Genomic DNA, 21,477 nt, shown 5'->3' on the forward strand with positions numbered 1-21,477 from the left:
TCCGCAAAAGCCGAGAGCCATGGTGGAGAAAGCCAGACACAGACAAAAAACAGGGTGACGCGCGCTTTGCAGCATGGGGTTTCTCCATCGTTAGAGGTGGCGCCCGCCCACAGATTCTGGCGGGGTTGGCGCTAGGCTAGGGCACCTCGGTGATGCGGGTCTGTCGGAAACCTACTGTGCCGTGTCAGCTTTTCGTCCGAATGCCTCAACAGATCGTGTATTGGCCTTGGCAGCTCGCTCGACCAGCAATGGCTGGAAGTTGGGTGAAATCTTCAGCTGCCTGTCCGGCTTTGGAGGCCGGGGCGAAAGCTCGACTCCGCGAGGACAGTTTCTCGACGATTCGCGGGTCGAGTGGACTCTCGGCCAAGAATCCGCGGATGGTGGACCGCGCGGGCGGATTTGCAGCGCGGCCAATCGAAGCCCGACAGGCTGCTCGGCGCTTCGTAGGCGTCGATGGCGTCTGTGAGCACGGCTGGTCGGGTCTTCCGGCCCCGCACTTTGGCGAAGACACCGCCGACGAGCATCTGCTGCAGCGCAGGCGCACCTAAGCCTGAAGCGCCCTCAGCGCTGTTGCTGCAGCGCGCAGAACGTGCGCGCCACGGGTGCAGCGATTTCTTCGACGGGTACAACGATGAACATCGGCAAGGGATCTCAACGGATACCTTCCGGCGGACGTGTTCTACGTGCGTGCGGAGGCAGTCACTGCGATCAAGCAGGCTGCGCTGGACGCGGCCTCCCGGCAATATCACGAGCGTTTCGTCCATTGCGCACCACGCGCGAAGGCACCGAAGGAGGAGGTGTCCGTCAACCCGCTGCCAGCATTCGTCGTGAGCCTGCGGGGCGAGCTTGGAGGCAATGAAATCGCGAGCACGACCGAACTCGTCCGCCGGCGGAGTGAATCACGGACATCTGGTAAAACGGCTGTCTCAAAAGGGTTGGCGCGTTCCGCGAATAGGATGGCGTGAGTTCATTGGCACGCGCGACAGCGTGTCCAAAATCTCTCGCTGACGCCTAGACCAAATCCTGTTCCTGTTGGTCGAAACTAGATCTCGGCCAAGTGTGCTGGGTCTGTCAGATCTCGGAGCTGTTGAGACAAAACACATCCAGGTTGAACCCACCTGACTTATGGGCAGGGGCTTGATCGCCCCGCGAGCGCGTTTGAGCAGCGCAACCGGCAGCTCGTCGCTCAATTCAGCCAGTCGGAGTCCGATTCCATCTTGTGCTGAGGTAAGGTGGCCGGCGCGGAAGTCACCGAAGGCAGGCTCAGTGCGTGCTGGAGGAAGCCATCCCGGCGCTGGTTTTCGATTGCCTCGACGTCGCTCTTGCCAATAGAAAGCAGGCACGCGTAGGCTTGCACGACAGCGGTGTTTGGGCTGCCGGGTTGCGCTGGCAGCGCTGGGTTTATGAGCTGCGGCACCTGGACGAAGTGGTTGAGGCCGTGGCCGATCGCGAGCAGGCCGGCGTCAAAGGTGAGATTGCGGTCGGATTGGATCATCTTCAGGAAGCTTCGGGCTCACCCGTTGGGTGACCGCTGAAGTGACTGGAGTACGCTTTCGAATCAAATGCTTGAATTTTTTCGGGTCTTGCTCACGGGTTCGGGTGTTGAGAAAATCCTGTGCGCGCGTGCCCCGGTTTCCAAAGGCAAGGGACTCGATGAAACGAAAGCTTGTGATCCATGCGGGCCAATCCAAGACAGCGACCACCTCCATCCAGAAGTTCCTGGTTGGCAACCGACCGCAACTGCTTCGGCACGGTTGGCTCTATCCGACGACCGGGCTTCAGTATTTCGCGCATCACCCCTTCGCGAACCCCTTTTTCCTCAAGACACAGGATTGGATCCGTCGCCTGGATCCGGGTGCGGCGCTGGCTTCATTGCACGCTGAAGTGGCGTCCGCGGGTGCAACCAGCGTGCTCATAAGTTCAGAAGTCTTCTACTTCGCGAGCAAAAAGGCCGAACTTGCACAGTATTTTCGGGATTTCGAACTGCATGTGCTGTTGTTCCTGCGTCGGCAAGATGACTGGATTGAATCGTCTTATCGGGACGATCTCAAATCGGGGACCATTCCCCTCATGGATCCGGTCGACTACTTCAACCTGCCCCGTATTCGCGACGATGCGCTCGACTACGAGCAGAAGCTGGAGGAGTGGGTTGCGGAACTGGGGCGCGATCATGTACAGGTGGTGCCGTTCGAACCGGCATGCGGCGGTTGCAGCGTGGAGACCATGTTTCTGGCCGCGCTCGGTATCGACGATGCGAGCGATTTCACGCCCGCAGAACGTGCCAACGAGCGACTCAACCAAGCGGCGCTCCATTTCCTGTCAATGATGACCGCGAAACGCCGAGTGGCGCCGAAGTACTGGCCACTGTTCGAGTTCCTGGCGGCGTATTCCCAGGAATATCCCGATGCCGCGCAATATCGCTACATTTTTCCGCCCGACATGCGGCTGGCGTTGCTGGAACGCGTGCGCGAGAGCAACGCGCGTGTCGCCCGAAGATACCTGGGGCGCGACGACGGCGGTCTGTTTCGCGCGCCGTTGCCGGATGCGAGTGATGCATGGGAAAGATTCCCGGGACTGTGTCAGGCCGAGGCCGTGAGAATTGCCGAAGCCATGTGGGACTGGGTGGCCGAGAGCGACCGGGAGATCCGGGAGACGGAGCACTGATGCGGCAGCGTCAGCGGTGTCGATCGCGTGGCACCCGCGCCGGCGACGCGTGACCCGTGCGTTGCATCCTGCAATCGCAGCCGTCCGCCCCACCCCATCTCCCGACGCTATACGCCGCCTGTTGAACTATCGCAGGTGGTGATTGGCACTTCGTACCGGTCGATGGCGTCAATCAGCACGGCTGTTCGGGTGTTTCCGCCTCGCCCTTTGGCGAAGACACCGGCGACAGCCACACCCAAGCCTGAAGCGCGATCAGCTCTGTTGCTGCAGCGCGCAGAACATGCGTTCGACCAGCAAAAGCGGGCGCTGCTCGCCCTGCATAGAGGAGTACAGAGTGAGCGAGAACACCCATTCCCCACCCTCGACCTGCGGGTCCTCGGCCGCCTGCCAGCTTTCTACCGCGGTCTGCAGTGCTGCGGCGGTGGCCGATGTCAGCTCCTGGTTCGGATAGAGATAGACAGGAACCCCGGCCGCCAGGCTGTGGGCAGGGTTCTCCGGGGCGGTCGCCAGTTCATAGGCGTAGGACGCCGCCATCGTGATGCGCAGCGGTGTGTCGAACTCCATCGCGCCGGGGAAGAGGGTGTCGAAGGCGTATTGGAGAGCAGTCTCCACATAGTCCGGGCCGGTTTCGCCCTGCAGCGGCGTGCGCTCACTGAAGACGTTCAGCGGGGTGACGATGCTGGCTGCACGCACACTTTCGGTCTGGAATACGAAGTCGGCTTTGGTTTCAGGCCCATCGGGGCCGAGCAGCTTCTGGTTCCGCTGCACGTAGACCGAGCCGGTGGCGTTCTGCCACAGCGCGACATTAAGCTCCCGCCAGATGAGGGTGAAGACCGGCCAGGTTGCGGGGATGTGGATGTCGGCGGGAACCTGATAGCGCTCGGCGTCTTCGCCCTGGCCGCTGGGGGTCAGCAATACCGCCTGGCCATCGGGGCGCGCGCACAGAACTACCGGCCACTGGCCGTTGGGACCGGGCTGGGCGTTCAGCCGCGTCAGGGTCAGGTAGTCCAGCTCACGGCCCAGCGTCTGTGAATCGCGGTCGGTGACGCGCGCCCGGAAGTCGAAGGTGGCGTCCGCGACCGGCCCGCCCGCTTGTTCGCCCAGCGGGGTCTCGATGCGGTCGGGCCAGTAGTGGGCGACGTTTGCTGCCAGCGTTTTGAAGGTGGTCACGGCGTTCTTGACCGCCGGAGTCAGGTCACTGCCGGGCGTGTCCAGCCCGTCCAGGACCGACCAGAGCTGGTCGGCGACGGCGTCGTATTGCGCCAGCTCCGTGAAGAGGTCGCGGTCTCCCTCCGCGAACCGCGCGAACACGCCGGTCGCCAGGTTGTACTGAATGGAGAGCGTTACATCGTCCTGTTCGGCGTGCTCGTGGCTGTAGGTGAAGCTGTGGTCCCACAGCGGCATGACCGCCAGCGCCGTGGCGCCCTCGGCGCGCGTAGCGGCGAAGCTGCGCGCGCGCAGCTGCGGCGGATCAAAGGCGGCCGAGGGTGTGGCGGTCTGGCCCTGCACAATGGGCAGGGCGGGGAAGTTGCGCAGCGGGATCGGCACGGTGACGACGCCCAGATCGGTATGCATGGCGGCGGGGCGGTCGTCGCCGGCCAGCTGCGGGGTGAAGCTGAGCCAGTTCGAGGCGACATAGCCGGCCGGCATTCCCTCGGCGGTGATCTCGTGCTCCATGTCGGAGAAGTCGTATTCGAGCGTCGCCGAGACATTGCGGTGGGTCGCCGGGTCGGACTCGGTCAGTAGCAGGGTGACGAAGGGCGAGCCCTCGGGCTCCAGCCAGCACTTGCCGGCGGTCATGGTCCATGACCTGTTCTCGCCCGCGCTCCCGACCACGGCAGCCCGGCCGAAAAAGTCGGCGGGCTTCAGGGTCGAGCCCGGATCCTGCCAGGGCGAGACCACGGTGCGGTCGAACTGCACCAGGGTCGACGCGCTCCACGCGCGCGACAGGCTTACGCCGAGCTGCTGCCTGAGCGTGGCGACCGCGGCGGTGAGCCCGGCCGCCTCGTTGGGGTCCTCAATGTCCAGCACAGCGCCGAGCCCGTCCGGAATCACCTGGGTCAGCCGGGCCTTGCTGTCGATCACGCTCTGCAGAGACTCCCGCATGATTGGGTCGCGATAGATCGCCGCAGCGTTTTCGGCGTTGAGCAAGCGGTCCATGTCGGACAGGAAGCGTCCGGCCCAGGGCTCGACATCGATGCCTTGGAAGTTGGTGAGCGAGCCGGTCGGCGAGAGGCTTCCGTCCTCTTGCATCGTCTTGATCACCACCTGATCGCGGGTCACCAGTCGGTGGTACAGCGGCGTCAGCGCGAAATAGCGCGGCTGCGGGTCTGCCTGGCCGGGCACGGTCGTGCCGCCCTCAATGGTCACAGAAGCGATGCCGTCCGCGCCGAAATTCACCGCCCAGAGGTCTTGTGGCTTGTCTGGCGCGCGCCCGGTGGCGATGCGCAGATCGGGCAGGGCGGCGCGCATGTCGGCGATAAACCGGTTGTAGGTCAGGCTGCCCTGGTCGTCCGAACCCGCACCCTTCAGCGGGGCAGGAATGGGCGAGACGACCTGTTCGATCGGGCCACCGGTTCCCGGATTGAAGTCCGGATTGATCAACGCCTGCGGCCGGGCAAGCCGCAGCTCAACCGACAGCGGGAAGACCGGACCGGGATAGGGGCCGCCCTGGCCCAGACTCGCTGTCATGACCGCGGGTGTCGGTGGGACCAGCGCCAGCGCGCCGGATTTGAACAGCGGCACGTCCTGGTTCTTGGTCGCGCCGGCGATCTCGCCCGCATCGGTCTGCACGCCCTGTTCGGCGAAGCGCACGATCAGGGCGTTGAAGGTGTCGCCCGCTAAAGTCTGGACGCGAGCAACCCCGTTTGGTCCCCAGACGGTCAGGCCGGCGGCGATCAGGCCCGGCGCGCCAGCGTTGGCAAGCGCGAAGGCCGCAGCGCTGACCCCGTAGGCGGCCGGAATCTCGGCCGGTGCCAGATCGGAGACGAGCCTGGCCGGCGGGCAGAGCAGCAGCGCGCCCGGCTGCAGCACGTCCATCTCGGTGCCGATGGAGTCGACCAGATCGCCCATCGTGGCGCCCGCGGCCTCGGCCTGTACCTGCGCCAGTGCCCCGGCCAGCGACTGGCCAGCGGCGGGCGTGGTGATCTGGTAAGGATCGCCGGCGACCGTCACTGTCAGCTGCGTCCCGCCCCTCAGCACCTCCGGCATATCGGCGTTCGCGTTGGCCAGAGACAGCGCCGGGTCGTCGCCGGGCCAGTCGAAGCGCGCCGCGATGCTGTCCAGAGAATCTCCCGCCAGCACGGAGTAGGGACCCCGCAGGACGGTCGGGGCGTCCGGCCAGGCGACGACACCGGGCACGGCAAGGCGGCTCTTGGCCGGCAGTGCCAGGCCTGGATTGGCCGCCAGCACCTGCTCGCCGGGACAGGCGTAGGCTTCGGCGAAATCGCGCAGCGTCTGGTCGGGTTCCGGCGTCACCCCGCTGCCGTTGCCGAACTCGCCAAGACTGATCAGCGCGCCGACATCGAACAGGTCGCGCCTATCGACGTTGAGTGGGGCGAGCTGGGCCTGCGTCAGCCCGCTGCCATTGCTGGTCAGCGTCTCGCCGGCGGCAGCGACCCAGACCCAGCTCTCAAGGCTCTGACTGGCCTGGAACATGCCCGGCTCGTCGGCGGCCAGCTCGCCGAGATCGGCCGGAGTGACGTTGACGCCGTGCTCGGCGAAGCGCTCGACGACCGCGTCGAAGCTGGTGATTGCGGGCTCGGCGTTCGGGGCGGTGACGGTAACGGTGACCAGCGCGTCTTCGCTGACTTCGACGGCGAAGATGAAGCCTTCGGCTAGAGATTCGGCTGCGTGATTGTCGGTCGCCAGCATGCCGGGCGTGGTTCCGTTGGCTGCGGCGAGCGCGGCCAGCGTTGCGGTCCCGTTGCCGGTTGCCACGCTGCGGGCCGGAGACACCGCCAGCACTGCGCCGGCGCGCAGCGGCAGCGCGCCGTTGTTGGGGTCGGCGAGGATTGCCTCGGCGTCCGGCGTCGGCCAGCCGTCCGGGCGCGGCGTGTCGGCGATGCTCGTGGCGCTGTCCTGCTCGGCGACCACGGCGTAGGCGGGGACGGTCAGGCTCAGCGCGCCGAACAGGCTCGCCATCGGCATCTCGGCATTGGCGGCGGCGATCTCGGCGTAGCGCACATTCCAGGTCGAGACGATTTCACCCAGCGTCGTTCCCTCGGCTGGCAGAACGCTGTCGAACTCGGCCGCCGTCATCGCGTAGGCGTAGTTGGCCGCGACGAAGCTCCAGAGGGCCGCGCGCTCGATGTCCAGCGCGCCATCGTCGGAGTCGTGCAGCGTGGTGACCAGCTCGGCGGTCACCGTCTGGCCAAGCTGGTAGTAGGACTTGCCGTAGGTCTGCGCCTGGCGGTCGGCGATATCGGCCGCCGCGGCGCCGCGCTGAGAGGGCGAGGGCTGCACAGTCGAGGCGCGCGGGGTCAGTCTTACGACCAGCTCCGCCGCGCCGGCATCGGCCCGGACGTCATACACCGCGACCAGGGCCGGCCATTCGCTGACCCCGATCAAGGGGTCGGTATAGCCGGTGGGCATGTCGGCTTTCCCCTGGCCCGCCGGTGGCGCCTCGGTGCGGTTGCCGAGGAGATCGCCCCAGCCGAGCATGGCTGTCGCGGTTGGCAGCGAGGCCGCGGTTCCGAAGCCGCGATAGGGATCGTCCGCCGCCGCGGGCAGGCCGCTGACGACTGGAAGCTGCGAGGCGGGCGCGAAGCGGTAGAGCGGCAGCACCTGGTCGAACCGCCAGAGCGGCTGCGGCTCGGTGGCGTCGCGCGGATCGGCCATCAGGCCACGGCGCATCAGCCGCTCCTGCTCGGGCGCTGACGGCTCGTTTTCCTCGCAGGGAGCGGGTGGGGTCGGCATGCCAGAGGCCGGCATGACATAGGGGTAGTCACTGCTCTCCGGCACTCCGAAACTGAGCAGGCTGAAAAGCTGGCGCTGCAGGTCTTCGGGGGTCTCGGTCGCATCGGCGTCATGCGGTGCGTCGATGGCGAGCGAGAAGCCGTAACTGCCTGCCGGGAGCAGCGGCTGCACGATCACGTCCTCGCCGCAAAAATCCTCGACGAACAGCGCGCTGGCCGCCGCATCCAGCCCCGGGCCGATCAGGGCGCAGGTGTTGAAGGCCAGCAACTGCCGGCCTTCCGGCGCCAGACCCTGCTGGCTGCCAGCGATGACCAGGATCTCGATCAAGGCCAGGCCGTTGCTGTCGAAAGCGCTGGGGGGCAGGCCGGCGTCGACGCCGACAAAATAGCCCGCGCCCCCGACCACGCTGCCTTCCCAAAGCAGGGTGGAGAACTCCAGCAGCTGGTCCATCGAGGCGAAGTTGTTCGGAGGATCGCGGTCTCCATCCTCATCGACGGCCACGCGCGCTGCCGATTGCGGCGGCTGGGGAAGCGTCTCGGTCGAAAGGTTGGTCTGGATCAGATAGACGCCGGAGGCCGGCCCGTTCAGCACCGTGACGCCCTGCGGATTGCCGGCGTCCGGCGCGGGCCCGACCAGCAGATAGGAGACGGTGTCGGTCGTATCCGCCGTGGACAGCCACTGGCGCAGCGCCAGCAACACGGCGCGGTCAGCCTCGTCGACACCGTAGAGCACGAAGAGATTCAGGCTGTCGCCGACCTGCTTGATCCGCACCGGTACGGTGCTGGCCCAGGTCGCATTGGTGACGGCGCTGGCCTTGCGCCCGGCCGGCTGCTCCTGCTTGGTGGCCAGGATCTCGTAGGGATTGGCGACCCTGGCGGCGGCGCGGGCCTGCAGGTCGGACGGAAAGGGCCATAGGCTCGGCTGTGCGCTCAGCGGCGGCTGGTCAGAGCCCGGGATAGGCAGTGCGATCGGGGTCTGCAACTCGATCCGGTGCTCCAGCCCGTAGGCGCGCGGCGACTGGCCGGCGACGGGCAATGCAGCCGGCTGCTTGGCGACCGGGATGTCGTAACTGGTCGTGGGACCCATCGCGACGATCTGGGCGTTGCTGTAGCTGTAGTTCAGCGTGTTCGCCTCTGCGGCCAGCACCACCATGCCGGCGGGTGCCGGACGGGAGGCAAGGCCTGGATTGCGCGCCGCGAAGCCCTCGCCGTGGCGGGCGAACAGCGTCTCAAGCTCGCCGCCGCCGCTGACCTCGGTGCTGGCCAGCGTCACCCAGCCGGAGTTGGAGGTGACGGTGACGGTCAGGGCGGTGTCGTCGCCATGATCGGGGTCGGTGTTGATGGTCAGGTCTAGCTGCTGGCCGGTGAGGTCGTAGAGCGGCGAGTCGGCCAGCGGGTCCGGCACGGTGTGGCCGTCCTCGACCTTGAGGTCCGGCAGGCGTAGCCCGGCCATCATCCAGCGCGAGGCCTGATTGACCACGCTTGCCAGGCCAGAGCCGCCCAGCACCCCGGCCACCAGATCGGCGACGGTTGAGACCGGCAGCAGCGTCGCCGTCAGCACGCTGCCCTCGGCATAGAGGCCGGCGATGTGCTGCAGCCGCTCGGCGGCGTCGGCGACCGGCATGCCATAGGTGTCGGTCAGCACCTTGAAGCTGAGATGCCCACCCTCTTCCGCCCTGGCCACCGCGTCAGGCACGGGAACCACCGCCAGGGTCGAAAGGAAGGTCGAAGGACCCGCCCAGCCGGCGATGGCGGTCCAGTCGTAATGCCAGACCCCGGCGCTCGCAGGCGGGGCCGCCGAGGTCCATGCGACATCGACGATCAGCCGCCGCGCCAGCGATTCCACGCTCTCGCCGGGGATCACCTGCATGCCCGTCCAGGCCGGCAGCTCATAGGTCCTCGCCGCCGGCGAGGTCACGGCGGCCAGAAAGGTCTGCCAGCTGTCCGCGCGGGGCGGGTTGCTGTCGGGATAGACCTGCTCCAGCGTCAGCATGGCGCCGATGCGGTTCAGCGTGTCCCCGGCGACGGTGGCGTAGTTCTCCGTGGTCTGGACATTGTTGAAGGCCGAGGGGACCCGCAGCGTCTGCTCGGGCGGCAGCTCCAGCGTGGTCGGAATCTGCTGGTCCGGATACATGGCGGCCAGCGCGTCGCGATTGAGGTCGAACACCGCCTGCGCGTACCAGTCAGCCGGGGATTCAGGGGTGAGCTCGAACCTGTCCTGCCGCACCGGCGGGATCGGGCTGAGATCGGGCCGGGCGTATCGCACATAGGCGGTGGCGGCCGCGCGCAACGTGGTGGCTGGGCCGTCCGTCCAGGTCACCGCTGGATAGTCGAAGGCCGCGTTCGCCTTCAGGAGCAGGCTTGAGGCGCCCAGCCCGGTGTCGATCCCGCCACTGTCGAACAGGGTGGCGACGCTGGCGACGTTGAACAGCGCCGCGATCGAGGTGAGCGTCTCGCCGTCGGCGACCTGATGCAGCACGTCGCCGAGATCGAGCGTGGTCAGCGCGAACGGCGCGGCCGAATTGTCGTCGGCCAGCACTTCAGGGGCGATGCCCAGCTGGACCTGGATGATGGAGCCGACCGGGGCGGCGGCCAAGGTCGCCTCGATGTCCGGATTGAGGAACTCGATCTCGGCCGGTGTCGCGCCGAGTGCAAGTGCCACGCTGTCGACCGTGTCGCCGGAGCGCACGGCGTAGTCGACGGCAGCGGCGGGGAAGCTGTCCGCGAGCTGGGCCAACGTCTGATCGGCGGCGACCGTTGCGGAGGCCTCGGCCATCAGACTCTGGGCTTCCTGCACCGCCGCCTTGGCGATCATCAGGCAGTAGTCACGGAAAACAAAGGTCGGGAAGGATTCGTAGGCCGCCGGATCGTCGGTCTCGGGCCGCGGACCCGCCTGTCCTCCGACCGGCACATAGGCGCTCAGCAACTGGGAAACGCCCCATTCATACCAAGGCCCGACCGGATGGATGGTGGCGAAATCGGTGTCCCCGCCCGGGCTCGCCGTCCACGCCAGACCCGGGGGAATCGGCGCCACCATGCCGCCCAGCGCCGTCGCCTCCGGGTCGTCGCCGCCCGGATCGCCGCCGATCTGAAGGTGCAGATTCTGCGTAAACAGCGTGTCTATCGCCGCCCAGGAGAAGCCGGCGTCGGCGGTGTCCGCATCGTTCATCACTGCGGCGAGTTCGTTGAGCTGCGCCGACGTCACTGGCGAACTGTTCCCGCTCGGCCCGTCAGGGATCGAGTAGAGGCAGTAGCGCAGCATCAACTCGACCCACAGGTCGGAAGTGAGCGCGTCGGTATCCGCCTCGCCCCCGGCCAGCGGATTCATATGCGCCGAGCGGACCCGGGTCTGCCTCGCCGTCACTGCGTCCGGATCGACGCCGGAGTCGGCGGTCAGCACAAAGGCGGCGCGATAGGCCGGCTCAGTGTTGGCGGGCGCGTCCCCGGTCCAGGACACCGGCATGTTGCCGACCGAGATCATGGGCAGGAGGTGCAGCAACGCGGTCTGGGTCTGGCCGTCCGGGAACAGCCGCTGGTCCGGATTCCAGTTCCAGACCCCGGCGATGGGATCGTCCGCCTCGCCCAGGCTGAAGGCGCGCAGGCTTTTCGAATTGCGCAGCCAGGTCTGGCGCAGAGCTTGGCTGCGGCGGTGCGGGCGGCGACGCAGACGCAGAGCGGGCGTGAGACCCGAAGGTGAGCGCCGATTCGGGGCCAGCATCAGGCTTGCTTGCCGGGCGGCGGGCGGTCCCTGATCGGCGCCGACGATCCAGGGAGTCTGCGAGGCGCTGCCCAGGGTGAAGCTGAGGTCAAGCTGGACGTGGAAGGAGAAACTGACCCTGAAGAAGAGAATCTTCACCTTGGCCTCGGCACGCACCGAGACTTCCAGCAGCAGCACAGTCGGCTGGTAGCTTTCGAAGATTGCACTGACCTGGGCGTAGGCCTCCAACGTCACCGTGACCTTGACGATCTTGAAGTCGACGTAGCCATAGACCTTGCCGTGCAGGGCCGCCGTGCCCTGGGCACGGAAATAGGTGGCGGACGCCACCCCGGCGCTGCTCGGGTTGAAGAAGCCGAGCACGCCCTCAAAGATCACCTCGACCTGCACATAGGCGCCGCCGCCGAGAATCCCGGCGCGGATTTCGCGCCCCACGCCCGCGGCCAGGCCGACGCCGAGCTCGATCACTGGCGAGAAGGTGCCGTTGGTGATGCGCGGCACGCGGCTGGAGGTCGTGCCGTTGAGCACGCCCAGATAGAAGCCGCCGCGGCCGATGAAGACATAGGCCTGCACCGAGAAGGAGCGGTCGAAATTGCGATCGTAGGGGAAGCCGAAATCGACCTTGAAATTGCCGTTTGTGTAGATCTCCACCACGACGATGCCGAGGGTGAACGAGGCCACCCCGAGGGTGAAGGTGCGGAAAGCGTCCGGGATGCGAAGCTCCACCCGGAACATGCCGATGTCGTCGCTGATCTTCTTGTAGAGGATCTCGAAGCGCAGGCCGGCCAGCGGCCCCGCCTTCTCTCCGTTCAGACCGATGGAGAGGCCGTAGAGGATCGGATCGTTGAAGACGAAGCCGAAATCGATGGTGCCGGCCATCAGTCCAACATCGACCCCGATCAGCCACTGGCTGTCGGCCGAAAAGGTGATGGCGCCGCTCGTTCCGGGCAGGTTGTCCGGATTGTCGACCGGGGTCATGAACGTCTTCAGCATGTCCAGCGTGCCGGCGACCGTATCGGGCGGACTACTGATGCGGATACGCTGGCCGATGCCGAGATAGCGCAGGTCGATCAGCGCCCCGCCTGTGCCCGGAACGGCAGGCGGCGGGTCGTTTATCACGTCCCAAGCCAGCGCGTCGTCGCCCTCATAGGACTGGCCCAGGATCGAGCCTTCCAGGATCAGGTCGACCTTGCCCTGGCCGCCGCGGCTGTAGCGCACCCCGACCGACTTCAGCGTGCCGAAGCCGAGATCGATGTTCGCCTTGTAGATGAACTCCACCAGATTGTCGGTAGGGTCCAGCGTCAGCACAAAGGCCGAGAGCTCGACCCGTTTGAGGATGTCCCAGGGCGGGTCGAGCGAGAAGCCGAGCGTGGGGGCTGCCAGATTGACCAGGTATTCGAGCATGTCGCCGAGCGTCGTCCCGCCCAGCTGCAGGCTGATCGCCTGATGCCGGTTCGGGGCCTTGCCGCGCCATGAGGTGGTCGCCTGCAGCCAGAGGGTGTCGATCATGACCTTGAGCAGATAGGTCGGTTCGTCGACGCCCACATCCATCGCCGCTTCGACGCTGATCTTGTTGATCGCGAACAGACCCGACAGCCGCCCCTGCGCCGAGGTTGCCGGGGGCTTGCGCGCAATGTCGACGCTGGCCGCGGCTGAGACCTTCAGCGGCGTGCCGAAGAGTGGCGTGCCGAACAGCTCCGGCGTCCAGCGCACCGAAATCGTGCCACCGAGCGCGTACTCGCCGGTCCCCGTGGCGCACTCGATGTCCAGGCGGTCGACCGTGAGATCCAGCGGCACGGAGCCGGGCGCGCTTTCAAGGCCCAGGAATTCCGCCACTAGATTGGTGAGGTTGATCGAAGTGCCCGGATAGAGATGGCCGGCGAACAGCCAGCCCCGCGGTGCTTCGGGGTCCTGCACCGGATACTCGGCAGAGACGATCAAGCGCGGGGCTTCGTAATCGTCCGGCGCAGCCTCCTCAAGCGCGAACTCGCCGGCAATGCCGCCCGAGACCTGGCCGTCCAGCACCTTGATCCAGAACTCGGCCTGGTGCAGCGTGATGGTGATCACCACCAGGTCGATCGGCCAGCCGGCTGCTGGCTCTCCGCCATGGGTGAAGACGATCTCGGTGTTGGCCGAATAGCTCTGGCCGAGCGGGTCTGCGGCGAAGCCGAGATCGGTAATCACCGCGTCGTAGCCGCCGGTGATCGAGGGGCCAGGGTTGCCGAAGAAATAGCTGAAGGCGCCGCCGATCGAAATCGTGTCGCCCCGGCGCATGTTCCCGGTGATGAACAGGTCGGGCAGGGTGACAGCGACATCGATATCCACAGTGTCGGAAACCGCGCTGGCCTGCACCAGCTCGCTGCCTCCGCCGCCTCCCGGGGCTGGCAGGCGCGGCACCGCGGCGCCGTCGCCGCCGCTGCCGAAGCGGAAGCTGCCGAACACCGATCCCGAGATAGTGCTGGTATTGCGGTTGCCGGCGCTGGCAGCCGGATCGTCGATATTGGTCCAGCCCCAGACCCAGCGGGTGCCGACATCATGCAGCGTCACGAACGGGACCGGCGGGGTCCATTCGTTGTCGGAGCCGATGGTGACGACCAGATAGTTCAGGGTCGGGAAGGCGCTTTCGGTCGGCGAGGTGAAATAGAGCTCCACGCTGCGGAATCTGAACGTCTGCAACAGCGGGAAGTTGTCGGGCAGTGGCAGCGCCGGCACGCCGAAAATGGTCGAAAGCTGCGCCATGCCGCGCACCACGGAGGCGTGCGCGGGATCAAAGATCGCAGTGAGGTGCCAGTCCCCGCCGGCGGTCAGCACCTGGGTGGTCAGGTTGGCGGCCAGCCCGGTCTGCGGGTCGCCGAGCGTGACGGTGCCGATCAGATTGGCGACCGAGAAGGCGGTGCGGCCCCAGTTGATCTCCTCCAGATCGGTGCGGACCAGCAGCTCCATCCCCAGCTGCTTCAGGCTGAGCCCGCCCGGACCCTCAGCGATGCCGCTTTGCTGGCCGACCGCAATGCTGGCCGAACCCGCGGTGCGCGCGGTCAGCGTCATCACCGGCGGGGTCACCCAGTCCAGGGGCATGACCAAGGGACCGGACAGGGTCAGCGGCCAGGGGGCGAGATAGTCGGCGAAGGATCCGAAAGCGTCGTTCTCCGGCAGCAGGCCGGAAAGGGTGAGGCTCGCCTCCGGCAGGCTGTCGGCGCGGAACACCGGCGAGATCACCCGCATGCCGATCAGAAAGGAGGGTCCGTAGACCAGCGACAGGTCGGTCGCGTCATGGCGCTGGCTGTCGGGAATCGCGTCGGGGTTGAAGAAGTCGGAGAAGGTCCAGTTGGAGGCGCGCAGCGCCAGCGAAAACTGGAACACGCCCTCGGCGCCGGACTGGGTGTAGAGCAGGGTCCCGGTCGCACCAAAGCGCATGCCGCGCGGATCGCCGGGCTGTCCGTAGTCGCCGTCGCCGATCAGGGTGACGGTGTTGGCGCCCTGCGTCAGAACCGCCCCGGTCAGCGTGTAGGGCCCGGTGAAGCCGAACAGCTCCAGCACGCCGCGCAGCCCAGGCAGGTCGGGACTGGCCGAGGCGGTCCAGAGGTTGATGTCCCCTCCGGCCAGCGCGGCGTACAGCGCGTTGTACACGGCGATCACCGACATGGCGCGCTCCGGTCAGCGGAAGGGAGGGAGGGAGGGCGCATCGCTTTCACCGCAGCGCCGAAAGCCGCGGTGCGCTGCGGTGCGCCTGCGCCGCAGGACGCGCCTGGCCGGGCGCGCGCCGCACTGGCGCCGCGACAGGCGCCGCTGCCGGAGCCGGCGTGGCGGCGTGATCGCCGCGGCCAAGCAGGTGATACGGGAAAGGATCGCCGGCCACGAAGTCGGGCCGCATCAGCACCGCCAGCGTATCGTCCAAGCGGTTGCTGGACACGCCCACCAGCGTGGTAGCCGCCGAACCGGACTTGGAGGTGTAAATCCAGTTCATCCCGGTGGTGAAGGAGACCATGTCCGGCGGCTTTGCGCCGGCCGCGTACGGAGCGTAGGAAAAATCCACCTTCCGCGTATTGAAGTAGTAGAGAGTGGAATAGATGTTCTGGCTGGTTTGGAACGACGTGTATTCCTTGGGAATACTGGTGGTGTCCGAGAGGGTCAGGTCGACATAGGCGGTTTCGAAATGAAAGCCCGCCGCCAAATCGGGATCGGACCACCAGCTCTTGGCCTTGTCCGTGAACGCGACGAAAGTGTCGATCGTCTCCAGCGAGGGATGAGCGTGCTTGGTGTCGGCACTGGCTACGACGGTCAGCCCCTTCATACGGCGGGCGTAGGTGCTGACCACGAGCCGGGCGTCGTCAGATATCGCCGCATTGGTCGCGCTCAGGCCGAACGTCGTTTTGCGGCTGCCGTGATGGGGCAGCAAGGTCATGACGTTGTTGTTGAATGAGGCGTCGAAGAAGCCGTTGATGTACTGGAAGGTTGGGAAGGTCGCATCGCCACCGATCACGGTCAGCGTGTCGCCCATGAACAGCGCGATCACCAGCGATTTCGAGTTCGCCTGATCCCCGTCGGGACGGTTCGATATGGCTGACTCCGGATCCCCGACGACATCGTCCTTGTAGGGCGTGTTCGCGGCCAGCAGATAGGCGCCGTAGCTCGTGCCCATCCAGATCGGCACGCCGAAGCCGGTGGTCTGGTCCCAATTACTGTGGCCGATCGGGAAACCCTTGAGACGGTATTTGGGGTCGCCAGTGCGCGCGCCGAGATCGGTCAGGACGTTCTTGTCGCGGTTTTTGTACCAGTTGTAGCGGCCGCCATAGCGCACCAGCCCGATGCCGGCGTCCGGTACCAGAGCCAGCAGCGCGCCCAGCAGATTGATGTGGTCGCCGTCCTTATGGGACAGAAAGACCGCGTCGATATAGCCTTCGGGCGGCTTGCGCTTGATGATCTGCGCCTTCAGGAACTCCAGAGTCGGTGGCCCGGCTGTCTTGGAACTCTTGGTCGAGCCCAGATCGAACAGGGCATTGGAGCGCAGCGTCCCACCACTGTCGTAATGCTCGAAATACGTCGCCATCCCTTGGCCTACATCGAGCGAGTAAAGGACGTAAGTCGAGGGCATGGACTATCCCACCGCCTGCAGGCGCGGGCTGTGCGGGTGGGCGTGGGCGGCGGGTCGCGGCCGGCCGTGAGGGCGTGGCAGATGCTGCAAGCCCACCTGCGAGGCCGCGGCCGGCCGCGCATGTGGCTGCGGCGCGGACTGGCCTGCCAGCAATGCGGTACGCGTGTCGTTGAGCCGGTTGCTGGGCGCGCCTGCCAGCCGCACCTTCTCCGGATCGCCGGGCGTGATGTTGTAGATCCAGTTCATGCCGACGGTGAATGCGGTGGTGCTGGGCTGCACCGCCGCTGGCGCGACGAAGGGAGCGTAGGAAAACTGCGGCGTGGTCGGACTGTAGTGGTAGAGCGTCGAGTAGATGTTCTGCGAACTCTGATAAGTGGTGTAGCTCTTGGGAACCGTGACCGTCTCGCTGAGCGTGATGTCGACCCGCGAAGTCACATAGTGCATGCCCTTGTTGGCAGGAGGGTCGGAGTTGAGCGCACTGTCGCTCCACCAGGGCAGGCCGGAATCGGCGTATTGCAGGAACAGGTCGATCGTCTCCAGCGAAGGGTGCTCGTGGCTGGTGTCGGCACTCGCGATCAGGGTCGCCCCGTTCATCCGCTTGGCGTAGGTGTCGACGACCTGGCGCTTCTCGACGCTCAGCCTGGCATTGGTCGCACTGAGGCCGAATGTGGTTTTACGGCTGCCGTGATGGGGCAGCAGAACCATGTAGACATTCAGCAGGGTGCGATCAAACTTGCCGTTGATGAACTGGAAGGTGGGGAAGGTGGCGTCGCCGCCGATCACGCACTGATAGCCGGCGATGTTGAGCACAATGACCAGCGATTTCGAATTCGCCTGGTCGCCGTTCGGTCTTTCGGAGATCGAGCTTTCGTCAATACCAATCGTTTCGTTGCGGTGGGGCGCGTTGGCGCACAGCAGGTTTGCGGAGAAGCCAGTGCCGCTCCACAGCGGCGGGTGGAACTGGTTCGCCTCTGCGTTCCAACTGGTGTCGCCGACGGAAAAGCCTTTCACGAAATAAGGCGCCCAGGAGGTTCGCGCGCCCAGATCGTTGAGGATGTTGGTGTATTCGTCCCTGCCTCGAACCTTGACCTTGTACCAGTCGTAGCGGCCGCCATAGCGGACCTCGTCGATGGTCATCTTTGGCAGGGCTTTGAGAAGGTCTCCGAACAGGTTGGTGTGATCGGCGTCCTTGTGAGAGATGAAAATGATATCGATGTGGCCGTCGGGCGGATTGCGCTTGACGATCTGCTCACCGAGGAATCTGAGCGCCGCCCCGCCTGCGCTCGACGCGTTGTGGGTCGACCCGAGATCGAACAGCGCGTTGCGTACGACGGTGTCGTTGTCGATCAGCTCGACATAGGTGCACATGCCTTGGCCGACATCGAGCGAGTAGATGAGGGCGTAGCTCGCCATGCTCAGGACACCGGCGGCGTGCGCCGCCCTGAAAGGGCGCGGCGGGCTGGATCATAAGCGGCGACGAGGGCCGGCGCGGCGGCGCCCTCGACCCGCGCGGTCTTCTTTTTCGAGTCCTGCTTGGCGTAGGCGGCGTACCAGCCGAGCGAGCTCTTCGGTGCGCCCGGTGCGCCGAACAGCAGCAAGTCAGCGTTGCCGGGTGGGAAGCTCCAGATCAGCAGCGACAGCGCGAAGCGCCGCATGCGCAGCAGATAGGCGAGTTGCCCTTGGCTGGTGGTGTAGGTTTCGAACATGAAGCTGCGGAAGCCGAGCTTGAGCACGCCCTGCAGCGGCAGCGAACCGTTGATCGCATTGCTCACCCCCAGCTTGATGCCGAGGAATACCGGGGCTTGGGCGCTTCCGGGGGGAACGGGCGCCCAAGCCGCCAGTATCTCGATTTTCAACCCGATCGCCCCGCTGAGCGCGCCAAGCGTGCCCATGTCGAGTGCGAAGCTCAGCCCATACCAGGGCGCGGTCAGCGGGGTCTGGTCGAGCGGAGCGGAAATCGACGTATAGCCCAGATCGCCGGGGGTGGCGCCGGTTGGCGGCGTTCCGGGAGACGACAGGTTCGGCGAGGCGACCAGGCCGAGCAGCTGGATCGGGAAATTCTCGGCCAGCGAAGCCGGGCGCGCTTCGGTGGCAGCGCCGGCGGTGTCGAATGCAATGGCGGATTCGGTGAGATGAAAGCTCTGCTGCTCCGGCGTGGCCAGCGGGAAGGACATGCCGACCGCCAGCCCGTCGAAAGCCAGATGCCCGACGAATCCGTCCGCACCGATGCCGTAGGAAAACAGGTCGAAGCCCTCGATCTCGGTGAACTGGAGCTGGCCCGAGAGTACGAAGCGAGAGGTCAGCACGCCCTCTACCGGGGTGGAGGAGGTCTCCAGCCGCGCCGACAGGATGTCAATGGCGATCAGGGCAGCGTTGCCGGTCATGAAGACGTTGTCCGGCTCCAGCGCGAAGGTGTAGCTCGGCGCGCCGCCGACCCGCTGATAGCTGCCGTCCAGGATCAGATTGTTGCCGCGCGCTTGTGCGGTTTTCGCAAGCCACGAGCCGAACAGCTGGTTGACCATCAGCTCGACCTTGGCGGAGAAGTCCGCCACCCGCGCATTGGCGAAGCGCACCTGCATCTGCAGCGTCTTGAAGCCGAACGGGATCGTCGCAGAGGCGACCAGATCCTGCGGGTCGTTGTAGTCGATCAGGCCAAAAGCGGCTGTCTGACCAAGCCGGATCACCCCGTCCAGCGCGTCATAGGGCGTGACCGAAAAGCCGATATGGTGCGCGTAGAACTTCGTCGCATCCACGCCCGCAGCCATGAACTGCAGTGCCTCGGGCATCTGGGTGAAGTCGACCGGCGCATTCAGGAACAACACGCCGTTCCATTGGGGATTGCTGGCGATCTCGTTGTAGAACACCGCATACGGGTCGGTAGGCGGAACTTCCGGGTCGATCGCGCGCAGCCTGGCCGCAGCCAGCATGCCGTTCAGCACGGCCAGCGTCGGATTGAGGCTGCCCTGATCGTTGCGCGCGGCGTCCTTCCAGCCCCATGAGGCCGGATCGCTGGCCAACTCGGTCAGCGGTCGGTCGCAGTATTTGAGCAACATCAGGGTCGGCGACGACGGATTGCTGCGCCAGGCGCGCGGCGACAGCTGGAAGTTCCAACCCTCGATGTCGGCCCGTAGCAGCCCGGCCGCAGCCTGCACCTGCGGCAGATACTCTCCCGCTGCGTCCGAGACCACGGCGTTGAACGCGACCTCGTTGGGATACAACGGATAAGGCGGTGTCTGCGCCGCCAGCACAGCGTTGACCGAGAGGGCGACGTCCGCCGGCACGCCTTCGCTGAGCATCAGCGTCACGGCGTCTGCTGCGGTCAGCTGGTAGGCGACCGAGCTGCCCTGCATGAAGGTATCGACGTTGGAGACCACCATGAAGAGCTGGTTGGACTGCAGGGCGGACTGCAGTTCGGGGCCGACTTCGGTCAGGGTGAGGCGCTGGTGGAGCGAATCCGGCATGTTGGCGAACAGCACGCCGGCCCAGCGTGTCTCCGCCTCGTTCAGCAGCGCAATCAGCCCCTTGGGCGTCACCGCCAGCGGGGCGCTGTCAAGCGGGTCCTCGAAGGCGGCCAGACTTTGGTGCCCATCGGGCAGGCCGACCACCTGGCGGCGCATTGGCGCCAGGGCGGCGGTCTCGATCAGGCTCGCAGCATCGATCGCAGCCGGCGCGACCCGGCTGTAGACACCCACCGGCATCACCGCCGGCAGCGCCTGGCCGCTCGCATAGACCGGCAGGGTAGCGGCGGGCATCTCGTGGAAGCGCAGGAAGCCTGTTCCCGCCCCGCTGGCCGCGCCGAACAGCGGCGCCTGCAGCGGTTGGGCGTAAAAGGTCAGTCCCACCCCCCCTGGACTCGGGGGCAGCACGGTGGCCCAGCCCGTGGTCCCAAGCCCGTTCAGCAGCACACGTTCGACCTGGGCCGGGGCAGCGTCCGGGGCGACCGGGGGGACATAGGCGTCATTGCCCGCTCCGAACAGCACCACGCAGCCGCTGGCCTGGGTCAGGGCAACGTACTCGGCGCCGGATGCGCCGAGGATGAGACGCCCGGCGATGGGGTCGGCACCATCCCCGGCCGCTTGCTCGCCGCCGAGGCTCTGCAGCGAGAAGGCACCGTCCGGCGTCAGGTGGTAGAGGAAGCTCGCCCCGGTCTCGTCATCGGCGTGGAAAAGCGGCGTGCGTCCGAACGCCAGCCGCGCGCCGGGCAATCCGCTTCCGGCCGCCATCGGCGTGGCGCGGGTGGCGTGTCCGGTATTTGTGCGTTGGGCGTAGTCCAGCGCTGGCGGGGTGCCGGGGGCGGGGAAGAAGCAGAGCGCGGTGCGCGCTGACGCCAGCGGATTGACCGGATCGTAGGTCAGAGTCAGCGTGATCGGCGTGGCGTCCTGCTGGCGGAACAGCGGCATGTCGATCGCATCGACCATGCCGGCCTGGCTGTCTGCGTCGGCGATTCCGTAGCGGAACATGACGCCGAGCCGGTTCATGTCGTCGTCCGCTTCCCCGCCATGGGTCAGCAAGATCTGGAAGCCGAGGCAGCCTACATGGGCGCCGACGAGCGGCAGGCCGCCATCGCTCCCTTGTGCCGGATACACCGCGCCGGGCGCGACGAAGGAGAGCGCTGAGGCCGATATGGCGACGCCTTCCTGGCTCTCTGCCAGGGACAGGGTGAGGCTCGCTCCGCCGTCCAGCGAGACCGCGTAATCGCCGAGTCCCATGATCTGGCCGCGCACCAGCCGCCAATCGCCTTCCGGCTGCGACACCGGCAGTGCGTCCAGCCGCTGGGTGCGCCAGTAGAAGGGGGCGTCGTCCGGGTTCCCGATCCACAGCATGCGGAGCCAGCCCTGCGGCGAAAGCTGCGGGAGCAGGGCCAGAAGACCGGCGAGGAAAACTTCGGGGTCCGCAGGTTGGTGCTTCAGAAACAGGTAGACGCCGCCCTGGTCCGCCCAGACCTGCGACAGATTGGCCGAGGCGCCGAAGCCGGCTCCGGCGCTGGCGGCATAGCCGGCCCAATAGTCCGCCAGCCCGCTGTCGGCGCTGCTGCTGAGCGCATAGAGCCGCCCCGTGACCTGGTCATATGTCGGGGCGGCCATCGCGCG

The 21,477-nt window shown here is 66.3% G+C and carries 6 protein-coding genes; 1 reads left to right on the forward strand and 5 read right to left on the reverse strand.

Annotation, left to right across the window (positions count from 1 at the left end; genetic code table 11):
* Positions 1 to 1,186 precede the first annotated feature (1,186 nt).
* The gene (locus ACIQ7H_RS01905) at positions 1,187 to 1,495 is read right to left on the reverse strand and encodes a hypothetical protein (RefSeq protein WP_395787814.1); all 309 of its coding nucleotides are present in this window, start codon (positions 1,493 to 1,495) and stop codon (positions 1,187 to 1,189) included.
* A 158-nt stretch (positions 1,496 to 1,653) separates the two neighbouring features.
* Here ACIQ7H_RS01905 and ACIQ7H_RS01910 point away from each other — a divergent pair, with 158 nt between their 5' ends.
* Complete coding sequence (locus tag ACIQ7H_RS01910) at positions 1,654 to 2,664, forward strand: hypothetical protein (RefSeq protein WP_395787816.1); 1,011 nt, start codon at positions 1,654 to 1,656, stop codon at positions 2,662 to 2,664.
* Positions 2,665 to 2,916: 252 nt separating this feature from the next.
* On the opposite strand, the gene ACIQ7H_RS01915 is transcribed toward ACIQ7H_RS01910, so the two are convergent.
* From ACIQ7H_RS01915 to ACIQ7H_RS01930, 4 genes are all read right to left on the reverse strand, one after another.
* Positions 2,917 to 14,106, reverse strand: a complete 11,190-nt coding sequence (locus ACIQ7H_RS01915) for a hypothetical protein (RefSeq protein ID WP_395787817.1) — start codon at positions 14,104 to 14,106, stop codon at positions 2,917 to 2,919.
* A gap of 877 nt (positions 14,107 to 14,983) precedes the next feature.
* Positions 14,984 to 16,387, reverse strand: coding sequence for a hypothetical protein (locus ACIQ7H_RS01920; protein ID WP_395787819.1), 1,404 nt, complete (start codon positions 16,385 to 16,387; stop codon positions 14,984 to 14,986).
* A gap of 3 nt (positions 16,388 to 16,390) precedes the next feature.
* The gene (locus ACIQ7H_RS01925; protein ID WP_395787821.1) at positions 16,391 to 17,800 is read right to left on the reverse strand and encodes a hypothetical protein; all 1,410 of its coding nucleotides are present in this window, start codon (positions 17,798 to 17,800) and stop codon (positions 16,391 to 16,393) included.
* Positions 17,801 to 17,802: 2 nt separating this feature from the next.
* Positions 17,803 to 21,471: a hypothetical protein gene (locus ACIQ7H_RS01930; RefSeq protein ID WP_395787823.1), complete on the reverse strand. Its 3,669-nt coding sequence runs from the start codon at positions 21,469 to 21,471 to the stop codon at positions 17,803 to 17,805.
* Positions 21,472 to 21,477 lie beyond the last annotated feature (6 nt).

This window comes from Aquimonas sp., from assembly GCF_044377145.1.
GTDB lineage: Bacteria > Pseudomonadota > Gammaproteobacteria > Xanthomonadales > Xanthomonadaceae > Aquimonas.